The sequence below is a fragment of the bacterium genome (genome assembly GCA_030649055.1).
Taxonomy (GTDB): Bacteria; Patescibacteriota; Minisyncoccia; order UBA6257; family JAUSGH01; genus JAUSGH01.
On sequence record JAUSGH010000013.1, the window covers coordinates 1 to 13,515 of the forward strand.

Sequence of the window (13,515 nt, forward strand, 5' to 3'; positions counted from 1 at the left end):
CGGATCATATGTGAATTCAATATCAAGCGGGCAATCGCCGTTGGAGCATGTGAGCGGAAGCACGCGCGCGGCAGAAGGGGTGTTTGGGGTGAGGTGAAGGGCAAGACGACGCTGTTGTTCGATAAATGAAAGCGGGGCGCGTGGATTTGAGGATGCGGATACCGACACGTTCGCTTGAGCGACAAATATGGAGACGTCATCGTCGGCCCCATTCCCCACCGCCAAATCAATAGTGCTGTCACCATTAAAGTCGGCAGCGAGCGCGGAGTATGGGCCGCCGCCCGTGGTATAATTCACCGCTGCGTCAAAGGTGCCATTGCCGTTGCCGGTAAAAATAGAGACATTGTTATTACCGTCGTTTGTCACCGCTAAATCCGCATTGGAATCACCATCAAAGTCGGCTGTTACCATGGCGTATGGGGATGATCCCGCGGAAGAATTCGCCGCTGCATCAAAAGTGCCATTGCCGTTGCCGGTAAGGATGGAAAAATTGTTTCCCCCATTATTCGCCGTCGCCAAATCCGCATTGCCATCCTCGTCAAAGTCGGCGGTCACGATGAAGTATGGAATTAATCCTGTGGTATAATTTACCGCTGCGTCGAAGGTTCCGTTGCCGTTGCCGATGAGAATGGAAACGTTGTCGGCGCCGCTATTTGTCACGGCCAGGTCTATATTATTGTCCTCATCAAAGTCGCCGGTGACGATAGCGTACGCGTTGAAGCTCGCAGCGTAATTCACCGCTGCGTCGAAGGTTCCATTGCCGTTGCCAAGAAGAATGGAGACGTTACCGGCATTGTAGTTTACAACCGCCAGGTCTACATTGTTATCTTCGTCGAAGTCGGCGGTGACGATAAAATTTGGGCCATCGCCCGCGGCGTAATCAACCTTTGCGTCAAAGGTGCCATTGCCGTTGCCGATGAGAATAGAGACGTTGTCGCTGTTGGCGTTCGCCGTCGCCAGATCTGCATTGCCATCTTCGTCAAAGTCAGCGGTAGCAACGGAGATCGGCTGATCGCCCGCGGCGTAATCCACCGCTGCGGGAAATGGAAAGGCGTACGCAAGTTGTAGTTGATAAGAAAAAGATGCGATTGATAGAATAATCACGCCTAACGCAAAAACAATTTTCTTAAACTTTTGTGGCATATTATTTCAATCTACCGCGCAAGACGCCGCGAAATGTCATTAAGCATGTTTAAAAGATTCTTCCATAACGCATCAAGCTGTTGCGTATATACCCGCAACATCGGATCGGCGAGTAAATGTACGTCAAGCGGTATCGTGATCATCTCCCCAGCCTCTCCCGCGGCGTTCACGGGAGTCATGCGGATGGTGTGGCGACGGGGATCAAGCAATAATTTGATGATTTCCGGACGGTTTACGCTTTGCCTAAAAATAAGGCGACTATCCGTGTCATATACTTCCACCAGTACAATACTTTTCCCGGAGGTGAAATATGAAAAATTATGAAATGATGGGATGCGCAGCGAAACAAGAAATTGATCTTTCACGCGCCCCAGTTGTTCAATCGTGACCTCGCTTGCCGCGAACGCTGCCGGAGTCCAGATACGCGATTCCACACAGAACTCCGCGTTGTTTTGGTGCGTATAGCAAAGCTGTACGGGAAGTTCCGCGTTTGAGGCCCAGGGAAAACGGAGGGTGACTTGTTCTTCGTTTCGTTCGGCCGCAAAGGGAATACGGCGATGATTCTCGCTATGACGCAAAGCAAACCGTTCAAGCTCGGCGTCCTTTGGCGAGTTGAACTGAACAATCGCATTGCAAGAAGCGGACGTGCACTGCTCGGCGCGCAGAGAAAGATCGCGCGGAATATACGCGCGGGCGGCATACCGCTCTGCGAATCCACCCTGCAGGCGGCGCACGAAATCAGAAAGACCGGCGCCGCCGGAGGAAGAAACGGAAGCGACGAAACTCTGGCTTAATAATATAGAAACATTGTCGTCAGTATTGTTCGTCACCGCCAAATCCTGGTCGCTATCACCGTCAAAGTCGGCGCCGAAAACATAGGCCGCGCCATCACCGGCACTATAATTCACCGCAGATGCAAATGTGCCATCGCCATTACCCAAAAGAATAGAGACATTGTCGCTGGTAAAATTAGCCACGGCTAAATCCACTCTGCCATCGGCGTTGAGGTCTGCGGCGTAACCGCCATACGCAAGTGTGCCGGCGGTATAGTTCACTGCCGAGGCAAACACACCACTGCCGTTGTTAAGCAGTATGGAAATATTACTGCTAGCCGTGTTAACCACGGCTAAATCCTGGTCGCTATCACCATCAAAGTCAGCAGCGGAAATGGTTTGCGGTTCACTTCCAACGGTATAATTCACCGCGGAGGCAAACACGCCGCTGCCATTATTGAGCAATATGGAGACATTTCCAGAAGTATAGTTCGTCACCGCCAAGTCCTGGTCGCTATCACCATCGAGGTCAGCGGCAACAATACCCATCGGAAGAGTGCCAACATTGTAATTCACCGCGGAGGCAAAAGTACCGCTGCCATTACCCAAAAGAATAGAAACATTGTTGCTGTCTGCATTCGCCACTGCCAGATCTAGCACACTACCACTGTTGAGGTTAGCGGCGAAAATGGCCTGCGGACCCGTGCCGGCGGCATAGTTCACCGCCGAGGCAAAAGTACCGGCGCCGTTGTTGAGCAGTATGGAGACGTTGCTATTAAAATAATTCGGCGCTGCAAGATCCCTGTCGCCATCACCATCAAAGTCAGCAGCGAAAACAGCGTACGGATCGCCTGCGACAGCATAATTCACCGCAGCGGCAAAAGTGCCACTGCCACTATTAATGAGGACGGAGATGCTATCGGTGCCTATACTCGGCACTGCTAGATCCGACACGCCATCGCCGCTGAGGTCGGCGGCGAAAAGAAGCTGCGGGCTATCGCCTACGCTATAATTTACTGCCGCCCCATATGGATATGCGTACGCAACCCTTGGCAAAATAAAAACTTGCGCGAGCAATAACACAATCGCGCCGAGCGCGGAAGTTATTTTTGTGTAACTTTTTTTGGCATATTATTTCAATCTACCGCGCAAGACGCCGCGCAATGAATAAGTAAACGACGAAGCCAATACGATAACCACGCATAGCGTAGAAATAATTTTCCCGAAATTCCTTCGCCGCATGTATTTAATCCGTCAACACCACTCTGTCCCAGCCCCTTGCGGCGCCGTTGCAGATATACAAGTTATTGCCGGTCGTATCAATGACCATGCGGCCGCGTTCGGCGTTATCGTTGCAGTCGGTGGCAGACGGGGCGCCGGCGGAGGTTCTATCAAACTGAAAATATCCCCCGCTGCCCACTTCCAATAACGTATTCGGTGCGGGAGAGGCAACGCCGACACCCACCTGCGAGCTTGCCCCGTTCACGATTAAGTTGCCGGAAAAATATCCGTTCACCCAGCGATTAGCGGCGGTGCCCACGCTCCGGATGTTGTCCGCGCCGGGCAAAAGGTCGGAGTCAAATGTCGCGGCGCTCACGCGGCCAATGGCGCTTTGGATAGTGCGCGCCACCATGCCTTCCGGAGTAGGCGAATTGTAGACCAACGTCAAATCCACCTGCACCACATCGTGGCCCGGCGGATTAGCAAACTTTTTAAATTGGAGATTGCTCGCGGCACTAGCGACTCTATCCGTCGTGAGATCGGTGGTGGTCATATTGCCGCCCGAACCCTGCTGCAGCTTTACCACTTTTGTCACCGGGTCAAACCAAATAACCATCGGGTCGCGGTCGGTCGCGCCCCCGGCGCTGTCGCGCATGCGCAAATGGAGGTAGGGCGCTGAAACGCCGAGCGGCGCGTCACTATTGTTATCGCTCAACGAATTGTTCACTATCACCACGCTTGCGTCGCGGGTTAAGCGCTGTAACGTTTGCATCGTAAAATTCAGTTGCGTTGATACCTCGGCGGACGCTCCGCCGCGCACCTCAACCCTTGTCACCGTCGTCACTATGCCCGTAAGAAGCGTTCCCACCACCGCGAAGATAGCGATGTAAATGAGAATCTCAAGAAGAGTGAAGCCGGAGGGGGATTTCTTATTCATTATTTTATTATACATCATCGCCTGCTATAATGAGCAGTATGGAAAAAGAAAATAAATCCGCAGTCACCTGGCTCGATTTTGAGCGACCGTCCAAAGCGGACATTGACGCCATTAAAAAAATTCACGACTTCCATCCGATTATTTTGGATGAGCTGCTCCATTTCTCCACGCGGTCGCGGGTGGAACAGTACGATAGCTATCTTTATCTTGTGTATCACTTTCCCATCTACGACGTAAAAACGCGCACCTCGCGCCGCGCCGAAGTTGATTTTTTGATTACCAAAGACACCGTTATCACCATTCGCTACGAGCCACTGGAACCGATTGAGTACATGCGGCACGCCATCGCGGAAACCCCGGTGTTGAAGAAAAAATATCTTTCAAGCGGGGCGATGTTTATGTACAGCTTCCTTCAGGCGGTGCATGAATTCTGTTTGCGCGAACTCCGACACGTTGACCAAAAAGTGACTGCCATCACCAAAGACCTTTTCTCGCACCAAGAGTATCAGATGCTTCAGCGCATTTCATATATCAAGCGTGACATCTTGGATTACGGCGTCATCACAAAGCCCCAAGCGCTGATTCTCCATTCGCTGCGCGATGTCGGCGGAAAATTTTGGGGCGAAGAAGCGCGCATTTATCTTTCCGACCTCGCAAGCGATCACCTCAAAATCACCGAGCAGCTGGAAAACTACCGCGACACCATTGAGTCGTGCGAAGAAACAAACGCTCAACTGCTGAACGCGAAAACGAACGCCGTCATGCAACGATTCACCATCCTCGCCTTCCTCACGTTCCCCTTGATGCTCTTCACCTCGCTCTTCAGCATTGAATTTGTATCGCGCGAAATCACCAATCCGCGGATATTTTGGTTCGGCTTCGGCGCGGTGCTGCTCATTACGTCTGTTGTTATTTATATCTTCAAGAGAAGAGGACTGTTAAGGGATTAGGAGATAGCTTCATTAGGGTTATTCGGCACAGCTTCATTGGCTTATAGCTTCTTAGCTTCGTTAGCTTGAGAAATGTCAAATGCCTCGATGGGAATAACGCCACCAAGGTCTTGTACATGGATTTGTTTTTTGGTTTATTGCCTGCTATGCTACACATAGTTCTTCACGGAATCGTTCTGTGAAGTTTTTCTTGTCCTCGTTTCACACGGAGGATGCCATGAGTGCGCCCAGGCTCACCGGATTGCTGCTCACGATTTTCGGATTCATCGGAGTGGTCGTCTCTGCCGGCTTCATTTACAAGGACGAGGGCCTTTTCCTCATCGTGCTCGCCTGCGCCTTCGTAACCGCCGTCGGTGTCGTTGTCATCGCGTGTTCCTCGTATGGCTGGCCGACGGACAGCAATAGTCTTACCGCCAATGCCCGCTACCCAAACCCCGAACGCATTGACCTCGAACCGGAGACCTCCGCTCTCGTCATCACACACGCAGGCAAGGGCTACACCATGCTCTTTGACCGTGGGGCATGGCGGCTGTTCGCCTTGTGGCCGGAGGGCGTGAAAGACGATACCGCGGTCATCGTGGCGAACAACGACGGCACGAAGCTCGTGCCGCAACCCAAAACCGAAGATGCCAAGGACGAGGACACGAAGACGTAATCGCTCATCGTGCCGTTACCGCAACCCATCACCAGCGCCCGCCGACTTCATACTCGGCGGGCGTCATTGTTTATTTTTTTATAAAAGGAAGGCCCCGATGGTGTTACCCAAAGGGGCCTTTGCGCGTCTTCTTCCTGTTGACTAAGCCTCCGGCGGCGCAGCCGGTGCCTTCGGTTCGGTGACGGCCTCCGGCACAGCCACGGCCTCGGCGCGGAACTTCGCGAGCTCCTCTTCCGCCTTCATCGCCCGAGCCTCCATAAACGTGAGCTGTATTCTCAGTTTCTGACCAGCTTCCACGATCCCTGCCGTGTGAAGCAACTGCCTCAACATCGCCTTCTCGTGTTCGGCCTTCAACTTGTCAACAACCGCCCATCCCTTCGCCATCTCCTTCTCGTGCTTGGCCTTTATGGCGTCAAACCTCTCGCCAGCGCGAGCTGCGACCTCGCTCACGCAGTCGTTGTAGACTTCGCAGAGAATCGCGCTCAACGCTCTCATGGCGTCGCACTCGTTCTTTGGGTCAAGTGTCGCGTTCGTCCGCTGACCCAAGAGCGACGCAAGGAGACCATTGCCATTCCCGACATGGTCATGCAGGACGCACAAAACCTCCGCCTTCCTACCGTCAGGCATGACATACTTGTCTCCAATGCCGTACGTCTCGCCATTGTTCTTCCGGGAGGATTCGTACCGTACTGGGAGCACCTTGCCCGCCAACGTCAGCACCAGGAACTGTCCGGACAACTGCGACATGACAGACTCCTTCAATGAGCGCCGTCCAAAATTGAACGGTGGATATATTATGCACAATTCGAACAAAAAGCACAATGTCCACTATCATACTCGATCGGGTGTGATAGTGGACATTATTGTTTTCCCGCGTTTCACGCTCAACGCAGCTGGCGGAGCGTCCCTTGCTTTGTGACCGCAAGCACTTCAACATTATCCACAATCCCCCGGCGATGTAGTATGTCAAAAAAATCCTCGGGTAAGGCGAGCTTTCCTATCCAGAAACTTTTTTGAAGCATGGCAAAGCCGGACTCTTTGAGGAATGTGCGGAGCCACTGACGATGCCCGGCTTTGCTTTCCGGTATATCAAACGCGACGATATTCACATTGCGTGACGGAGTTATCTTTTCACGCACCGTTGACGCTTCACATCGGCACTCCATCGCAAATATTTTTTTATTGCCCTTTGCGGTGAGCTCCAACGCGCGCCCGCTCTTCTGTTGAGCAACCAGACCTTCGGAGCGCAGCTTTGAAACGAGCTTAAGCACTCGTCGCCGTTCTTCGCGCGTTGCGATTGCGTGTTCCAAAATCGGTTGGCGATCCGGAAGTGGCGTCGACGCTCCTCGCAAACGCGCATAGTGCGCATCACGGCCATAATACGTGAGTATGTCGGCGACGCCAACCGCCGTCATCGCCGAAGCTTGAATAATTTTCAGGATCGCAAGCGTAACATCCCCTTTCATAACTTAAATATATAACCCGGCGCAGAGGATGTCCACTGCCATACCCGATCGGGTGTGATGGTGGACATTTCGAAAAACAATAAAATAATGTCAAAGGCCTCGAGATGGTGGACATTTCGAAAAACAATAAAATAATGTCAAAGGCCTCGATGGGATGGAACCCATCGAGGCCTTTGCGCGAACTTCTACAGACTGATCTTGATCACGATCCGGTAGCCATCCGGACGGAAGTCCGGACACCATGTATCCTTCGCTCCGGGAGGGATGACGGGTTCCAATGCCGGGTACAGCACGAGCCCCGTGAGGTCCGCTCTCCGAAACACGCCTTTCCCGATCTTGACGATCGCTCCGCCCTCGCCCCTTGCACCGCGCGACTTCAGGAATTGCTCCATGCCATCGCACATGGACTTTACCTCCTCCCACATGAGGGAGGCCTGTCCGCGCAGCCACCCGGCCTTGCAGCGCAACCACTGCCGATTTCCTGTCGGACGAGCGACCTCGCTCATCTCCACGCAGGCCACACGGATCTGCTTTTCCCCGCTCTCGATCGCGGGGAGAATCTTCGCCGTTGCGCAGTCTACCAGATCCCAGATGAACTTCCGGTCCGCCTTGCTCACGGCCTCCGGAAACCGTTCCAGTGCAACCGCCATGATCTTCCTCCTTCACATTGAACCACTAAGACTAACGACATTATAATTGAAATCCTTGCTGCTGTCAAGTCCTGTAAAATGCGGGGCCTCGATGGTGTTACCCATCGAGGCCTTTGTCGCTGGTTGCGCGCACTAGATTGTAGCTACTCGCCACACACGCACCGATGATCATGGATGAGCTCGATGAGGTTTTTCAGCTTGCTCTCCACCATGGGAAGCGGAACTCTAGCATCGCCAACCGCCCAATCTCTTATCACGATCGGAATCGTGCTAAAGAGGCGCGCGACGAGTTCCGAGTGCTTCGGTGATTGCTCGAGAAACCCCGTAAGCATGTCTTGGAACCGCTCGGAGCACGCCATGCGGCCTTCAGGCACATTGCACCACTTTACGCACCGATGCCGGTTGATGAACACGATGACCATCGGGCGCATCGGCTGATCCGGAATATGTGCTCCGGTGGACCACTTGTCCACCATGAGATGGTGGACACCAAACTCGTGCGCGAGAGCATCGCAGTGTCCCACGACGCGTTGCACAAACTCGGCAACGACCTTCTGAAACTCTTCCGCGGTGATTTCCTTATGCTTCTCCGCGTTCATCGGCCTCCTCCTTTTACGAAACCGAGACTACGCACAGTGTAACACGGCGAAGGTTTTGTACACAATCTGCGTGCGTTGCGCATTTATTTTTGGGTCATTACAATGGAAGTACAGACGAGAATCTAGTATCTAGCGGTGAGTCACAATTCGGATTTTCATTTTTGCTGTCTAGTGGCTAATCCCTGCCTGCCGGCAGGCAGGACTAGTCGCTAGTGGCTAACTTCAATGTTTTTGTACAACACCCTCACCGAAAAAAAGGAGGAACTCCAGAAACCCGCGGCGGGCGCATTGAAGATGTTTGTCTGCGGACCGTCGGTGTATGACTATCCGCACATCGGGAACGGCCGGACATATGTGACCTACGACATGTTCGCGCACTATCTCCGCAGCCGCGGCTTTGACGTGTTCTACCTCCAAAACATCACGGACGTTGACGATAAGATCATCGCGCGGGCGAAGGAGGAAGACGTAAAGCCGGAGGCAATCGCAAAAAAGTTTGAGAAGATTTATCACGCAAACGAAAAAGCGTTGGGCATTGCGAGCGTCACGAAATATGCCCGCGCAACCGCATATATTCCAGAAATCGTAAAGCAAGTGGAGGCGCTTATCGCCAAAGGACACGCATATAAGATAGAAGGCGACGGTTATTACTTTGACATTGCAACGTTCCCCGACTACGGAAAACTTGCGAAACGCACCATTGAACAAGCCGAGGACGGCGTTTCGCGGATTGATGAGAGTATCAAGAAAAGGAACAAGGGCGACTTCGTATTGTGGAAGCTTCCACAAACGCAGACCAACGCGGACTTGAACGCAGACCAACGCGGAAAACCTATCGGCAAAAAGTATCCGATAAAAATTATTGACGGCGAACCGCTCTGGAACACGCCGCTCGGGTGGGGGCGGCCGGGATGGCACATTGAAGACACCGCGATTACGGAAGCATTTTTTGGTCCGCAATACGATGTGCATGGCGGCGGCGTGGATCTGAAATTCCCTCACCATGAGGCGGAGATCGCCCAACAGGAATCCGCTTCCGGAAAAAAGCCGATGGTCCGGTTTTGGATGCATGCCGGATTTTTGCTGGTGAACGGAGAAAAAATGTCCAAGAGCAAGGGGAATTTCGTCACCGTGGAAGATTTCTTGCGCACGCACTCCCCGCTCGCCTTCCGCTATATGGCGGCAAGCCATCACTACCGCTCACCGCTGAACTATACCAATGAACTAGTAGGACAAGCTGAAGCCGCCATCCGCGGTATACAAGAATTTTTTGCCAAGCTCGCGCTGGTTACTGCGGCTGGATTCCGGATCAAGTCCGGAATGACAAACGAGGCGAACCGTCATCTATCGGATGACCTTGCGGCTGCCGAAAAAAACTTTTTCGCGGCGCTTGATGATGACTTTAATACGCCGGAGTCACTGGGGGCGACATTCACGCTCATTCGCCGCTATGAACCAATGATGTGGCAACTTACCAAAGCCGACGCGAAAGCGCTCGCCACCACATTCAAAAAACTCTTCGCTATGTTCGGTATGGAATTCAAACCAGAAAAAATTCCCGCAGAAATTGCGACGCTTGCCGATAAACGCGAAACGCTCCGCGCAAAGAAAGATTTTGCGGGTGCCGACGTCTTGCGGAAAACCATTGAAGGACTAGGATATAAGGTGGAAGATACCCCATTAGGACCTTTGGTCCTAAGGAATAACTAATTCCAAATGTCTAATTATTGTATTCCTTCGACTTCGCTCAGGAAATATATTATACGCTAAGCTTGTCGAAGCGCTACCGTAATTGGAAATTAGAAATTTGATATTAGAAATTTATCCCCATGCCTTCCCTCAAACTTCCCCCACAACACATTGAAGCCGAGCAATCCGTGCTGGGTGCTTTGATGATTGATAAGGACGCCATCATCCGCGTTGCCGACATGTTGCTTCCGGATGATTTCTATAAGCCGGCGCACGCAAGCATTTACGGCGCCATCATGGGATTGTACGAGCGCCATGAGCCCATTGATATTTTGAGCGTCACGACGCGCCTCAAGGAATCGGGTGCATTTAAGGACGCCGGCGGCACTTCATATCTCACCGAGCTCATCAACGGCGTTCCTTCGGCGTCGCACGTCGCCCATTACGCGAAGCTCGTAAAAGATAAGCACGTGCTGCGCGAGCTCGTTATTGCCTCGGCGGAAATCGCCGAAAGCGCCTTTGACCCGGGCGAAGATGTTGACGCGGTGATTGACGGCATTGAACAGCGGATATTCTCCATCGCCCAACGCTCAACCGCGCAAAAGTTCGTGCTTTTAAAAGACCAGCTTTCTGCTGCGTATGAACGCATTGAAAAAATTCACGCGGGAAAGGGCGCCATGCGCGGAGTCCCGACCGGATTTCCCGCGCTGGACGGTTATCTTTCGGGACTGCAGAAGTCCGACCTCATCGTCATCGGCGCGCGGCCGTCGCTTGGTAAAACATCGCTCGCCTTAGACATTGCCCGCCACGTGGGCGTGAAAGAAAAGAAATCCGTGGCAATATTTTCGCTTGAAATGTCCATTGACCAGGTTATTGACCGCTTCATCGCGGCGGAAGCACGAGTGCCGCTGTGGCAACTTCGTACCGGAAAGCTTTCCAATGACGTGGACTTCCAGCTGATTCAGGCATCGCTCAACACCCTTTCGGACTCCCGCATCTTTATTGACGACACCGCGAGCGCGAATATATTACAGATGCGTTCCGTAGCGCGGCGGCTCCAAGCGGAACACGGGCTTGACCTTGTCATCGTTGATTATTTACAGCTCATCACGCCGCGCACAAAAAGCGACAACATGGTCGCGCAAGTGACGGAAATCTCCCGCGGACTAAAGACGCTCGCCCGCGAACTGAACGTGCCGGTGCTGGCACTCTCACAGCTTTCACGCTCCGTTGACTCGCGGGAAGACAAGACGCCGCGGTTGGCTGACCTCCGAGATTCCGGCTCCATTGAACAGGATAGCGACGTTGTGCTACTTATTTTCCGCAAAGACAAGCAACGGCAAAATCCGGAGCCGCAGGACTTGAACATGGCCGAAATTATGGTTGCCAAACACCGCAACGGCCCGATCGGATCGGTGAAACTCCGCTTCAATCCGGATGCGGTGAGCTTTGAGTCCATTGACACGCAGCACTCGGATCAGCCGTATGCCTGATCGGAAGAAATAAGATATAAGAAGTATGAAGTAAGTAACGATCCCAAACGTGCACTTAAACCTTAATTCCTACTTCTTATTTCATACATCTCGTCATCCATGCTTCCCGCTCCGATAAAAACTTTAATTGACCTCCTGACGGAACTTCCCTCCATCGGACCGCGACAGGCGACGCGTCTTGCGTTTTATATTACGAACCTCGGCAAGGCGAAAGCCACCGAGTTTGCCGATGCCTTCGCCGGACTCGCCTCAGTCAAACCCTGCGCGCAATGTTTTCTTATCCACCAGAACGCCGGTAACCTCTGCGGCATTTGTTCTAATCCGAAACGCCGCGCGGATGTTATCGCGGTCGTTGAAAAAGAAACCGATTTGATGTCGCTTGAAAAAGCCGGCAATTTTATGGGCCGGTATCTGGTCATCGGCGAACTCACCAAAGGCGCCCTGCTCCAACCCGACCAAAAACTGAAACTGCAACACCTGAAATCAACTGCGCAAAAACTTCCCGGCGGCGTTGCTGAAGAAATCATTCTCGCAACCAACCCCACGACCTACGGCGACTTAAGTGCCGCTATCATCGCGCAGGAACTGAAAGGCGCGGCGAAAAAAATGACCCGCTTGGGTCGCGGCATTCCGACAGGAGGAGAAATTGAATTTGCGGACGAAGAGACACTGCGGCAATCGCTGGAGCATAGGGATTAGCTTCACTAGCTTTTTAGCTTCGTTAGCGAGTTAGCTTCATTAGTAACGCAGGCTGCGTTAGATTTTGGTACACTATTAAATAGTACGTCGCGGTTTATTCAGTCGTCGGCTTCATGTTGGAGGAAGACCAATGGAGCGTCCCTACGAGGTGGTGCTGGTTTTCACCGCCGTCATTCTTGCCTTCGTCGGCGTTGGCGCCTACACCGTGGATTATGACGGTGCTTGCTGGTGGACGGTTTCCGGCTGCGCGCTCGTCGCCGTCGTACACGCGCGAAATTTCTGCGCCAAGACTGTATCGCTACCCGCCTCCGTCGCGACCATCGTGATAGGCGCAGTGATGCTACTTGCCGGGATCGTGACTTACTTCACCGACGGCAACTTCAGCTGGGGATGGCCCATCGGGGGCATCGTCGCGATGGTCGTCGGCGCCATCACGGCGACCGAGCACGACGAAGGTCGCGCGTGACACCCGCGAAAAAAACAAAAGAGGCGGTCGCCTATGGTGACTGCCTCTTCCTGTTTTCATTATTCGTTATTCACTATTCACTATTCACTAGAGCCCGACAATCTCCACTTCCGTATACTCCTGCCGATGTCCTTTCTTTTTACGCTGGCGGGTTTTGGAATGATATTTGAACACGATTACCTTTTTTGACCGTGCCTGCGCTTTCACTTTTCCCTCCACTTTCGCTCCGGAAATATACGGAGCGCCAACGACAATGTTGTCGCCATCGGCGGTCAACAACACCTTATCAAACACCACCAAGGCACCCGGCTCGCCCAAAAGCTTCTCCACGCGGAGCTTAGTCCCCTTTTCCACTTTATATTGTTTGCTGCCCGTTTCAATGATTGCAAATGCCATATTGAACTATACTATCGCACCCTACGTAATAAAGCAAGTCAGTTATTCGCCACGATAAGTCCAAGCGTCAGGGCGACAAAAAGCGAAAACACCAACGTAGTTACGGCGATCACGGCGGCAAGAAACGGATAGCGCTTCCAAAATGCTCCGGCGAGAAACGCGTTCACCCCATTTACGGCAAGCGCCGTCGCCGCAATGCCGAACACATCTCTCGGCGTGCCCAAAAAATCAATGCCGCGGAACGCGTCAAAATGCACAATAAGCAAATGTTTGACGTCGGAAAACGCGTAATAGGCAAATGCGCCCGCGATTGCGATAATTGCGAAACTTGCCCCGAACGTACCAAGCAATAAGCGCCGATGCAACATATGTTCCATA

The 13,515-nt window shown here is 52.7% G+C and carries 15 protein-coding genes; 6 read left to right on the plus strand and 9 right to left on the minus strand.

Annotation, left to right across the window (positions count from 1 at the left end; genetic code table 11):
• The 3 genes from Q7R85_02930 to Q7R85_02940 form a co-directional block, all read right to left on the minus strand.
• Positions 1-1,143: VCBS repeat-containing protein (locus Q7R85_02930; protein MDO8585048.1), on the minus strand; the 1,143-nt coding region annotated here is incomplete at its 3' end.
• An 11-nt stretch (positions 1,144-1,154) separates the two neighbouring features.
• Positions 1,155-2,993, minus strand: a complete 1,839-nt coding sequence (locus Q7R85_02935; protein ID MDO8585049.1) for a VCBS repeat-containing protein — start codon at positions 2,991-2,993, stop codon at positions 1,155-1,157.
• A gap of 169 nt (positions 2,994-3,162) precedes the next feature.
• Positions 3,163-4,074: a prepilin-type N-terminal cleavage/methylation domain-containing protein gene (locus Q7R85_02940; protein ID MDO8585050.1), complete on the minus strand. Its 912-nt coding sequence runs from the start codon at positions 4,072-4,074 to the stop codon at positions 3,163-3,165.
• A 38-nt stretch (positions 4,075-4,112) separates the two neighbouring features.
• On the opposite strand from Q7R85_02940, the gene Q7R85_02945 reads away from it, so the two are divergent.
• Together Q7R85_02945 and Q7R85_02950 are read left to right on the plus strand one after the other, a co-directional pair.
• Positions 4,113-5,024, plus strand: coding sequence for a CorA family divalent cation transporter (locus tag Q7R85_02945; GenBank protein ID MDO8585051.1), 912 nt, complete (start codon positions 4,113-4,115; stop codon positions 5,022-5,024).
• A gap of 217 nt (positions 5,025-5,241) precedes the next feature.
• Positions 5,242-5,679, plus strand: coding sequence for a hypothetical protein (locus Q7R85_02950; protein MDO8585052.1), 438 nt, complete (start codon positions 5,242-5,244; stop codon positions 5,677-5,679).
• Positions 5,680-5,820: 141 nt separating this feature from the next.
• Here Q7R85_02950 and Q7R85_02955 read toward each other — a convergent pair whose 3' ends face one another.
• The 4 genes from Q7R85_02955 to Q7R85_02970 all read right to left on the minus strand — a co-directional run bounded on the left by Q7R85_02955 (position 5,821) and on the right by Q7R85_02970 (position 8,394).
• Positions 5,821-6,306, minus strand: a complete 486-nt coding sequence (locus Q7R85_02955; GenBank protein MDO8585053.1) for a hypothetical protein — start codon at positions 6,304-6,306, stop codon at positions 5,821-5,823.
• A 257-nt stretch (positions 6,307-6,563) separates the two neighbouring features.
• Entirely contained in the window at positions 6,564-7,145 is a 582-nt protein-coding gene (locus Q7R85_02960) for a hypothetical protein (GenBank protein ID MDO8585054.1), read from the minus strand.
• Positions 7,146-7,330: 185 nt separating this feature from the next.
• A complete protein-coding gene (locus Q7R85_02965; protein ID MDO8585055.1) occupies positions 7,331-7,795 on the minus strand; it encodes a hypothetical protein in 465 nt (154 codons plus the stop codon).
• A gap of 143 nt (positions 7,796-7,938) precedes the next feature.
• Positions 7,939-8,394: a hypothetical protein gene (locus tag Q7R85_02970; protein ID MDO8585056.1), complete on the minus strand. Its 456-nt coding sequence runs from the start codon at positions 8,392-8,394 to the stop codon at positions 7,939-7,941.
• Positions 8,395-8,619: 225 nt separating this feature from the next.
• Here Q7R85_02970 and cysS point away from each other — a divergent pair, with 225 nt between their 5' ends.
• From cysS to Q7R85_02990, 4 genes are all read left to right on the plus strand, one after another.
• Positions 8,620-10,104 (plus strand): cysteine--tRNA ligase, encoded by a 1,485-nt coding sequence (gene cysS, locus Q7R85_02975; protein ID MDO8585057.1) that lies wholly within the window; start codon positions 8,620-8,622, stop codon positions 10,102-10,104.
• 119 nt (positions 10,105-10,223) lie between these two features.
• Positions 10,224-11,576, plus strand: coding sequence for a replicative DNA helicase (dnaB, locus tag Q7R85_02980; protein MDO8585058.1), 1,353 nt, complete (start codon positions 10,224-10,226; stop codon positions 11,574-11,576).
• 99 nt (positions 11,577-11,675) lie between these two features.
• On the plus strand, positions 11,676-12,275 hold the full coding sequence (locus tag Q7R85_02985) for a toprim domain-containing protein (GenBank protein ID MDO8585059.1): 600 nt from the start codon (positions 11,676-11,678) through the stop codon (positions 12,273-12,275).
• A gap of 130 nt (positions 12,276-12,405) precedes the next feature.
• Positions 12,406-12,741 (plus strand): hypothetical protein, encoded by a 336-nt coding sequence (locus tag Q7R85_02990; protein MDO8585060.1) that lies wholly within the window; start codon positions 12,406-12,408, stop codon positions 12,739-12,741.
• 87 nt (positions 12,742-12,828) lie between these two features.
• On the opposite strand, the gene rplU is transcribed toward Q7R85_02990, so the two are convergent.
• Positions 12,829-13,137, minus strand: coding sequence for a 50S ribosomal protein L21 (gene rplU / locus Q7R85_02995; GenBank protein ID MDO8585061.1), 309 nt, complete (start codon positions 13,135-13,137; stop codon positions 12,829-12,831).
• 38 nt (positions 13,138-13,175) lie between these two features.
• Positions 13,176-13,514, minus strand: coding sequence for a hypothetical protein (locus tag Q7R85_03000; GenBank protein ID MDO8585062.1), 339 nt, complete (start codon positions 13,512-13,514; stop codon positions 13,176-13,178).
• Position 13,515: the final 1 nt, after the last annotated feature.

Bases quoted from the DNA above. Each gene is read 5' to 3' on its own strand.
- Q7R85_02950 (MDO8585052.1), top strand. From the start codon at position 5,242: ATGAGTGCGCCCAGGCTCACCGGATTGCTGCTCACGATTTTCGGATTC.
- cysS (MDO8585057.1), top strand. From the start codon at position 8,620: ATGTTTTTGTACAACACCCTCACCGAAAAAAAGGAGGAACTCCAGAAA.
- Q7R85_02945 (MDO8585051.1), top strand. From the start codon at position 4,113: ATGGAAAAAGAAAATAAATCCGCAGTCACCTGGCTCGATTTTGAGCGA.
- Q7R85_02985 (MDO8585059.1), top strand. From the start codon at position 11,676: ATGCTTCCCGCTCCGATAAAAACTTTAATTGACCTCCTGACGGAACTT.
- Q7R85_02955 (MDO8585053.1), bottom strand. From the start codon at position 6,306: ATGCCTGACGGTAGGAAGGCGGAGGTTTTGTGCGTCCTGCATGACCAT.
- Q7R85_02970 (MDO8585056.1), bottom strand. From the start codon at position 8,394: ATGAACGCGGAGAAGCATAAGGAAATCACCGCGGAAGAGTTTCAGAAG.
- rplU (MDO8585061.1), bottom strand. From the start codon at position 13,137: ATGGCATTTGCAATCATTGAAACGGGCAGCAAACAATATAAAGTGGAA.
- Q7R85_02960 (MDO8585054.1), bottom strand. From the start codon at position 7,145: ATGAAAGGGGATGTTACGCTTGCGATCCTGAAAATTATTCAAGCTTCG.
- Q7R85_02965 (MDO8585055.1), bottom strand. From the start codon at position 7,795: ATGGCGGTTGCACTGGAACGGTTTCCGGAGGCCGTGAGCAAGGCGGAC.
- Q7R85_02940 (MDO8585050.1), bottom strand. From the start codon at position 4,074: ATGAATAAGAAATCCCCCTCCGGCTTCACTCTTCTTGAGATTCTCATT.
- Q7R85_02990 (MDO8585060.1), top strand. From the start codon at position 12,406: ATGGAGCGTCCCTACGAGGTGGTGCTGGTTTTCACCGCCGTCATTCTT.
- Q7R85_03000 (MDO8585062.1), bottom strand. From the start codon at position 13,514: ATGGAACATATGTTGCATCGGCGCTTATTGCTTGGTACGTTCGGGGCA.
- dnaB (MDO8585058.1), top strand. From the start codon at position 10,224: ATGCCTTCCCTCAAACTTCCCCCACAACACATTGAAGCCGAGCAATCC.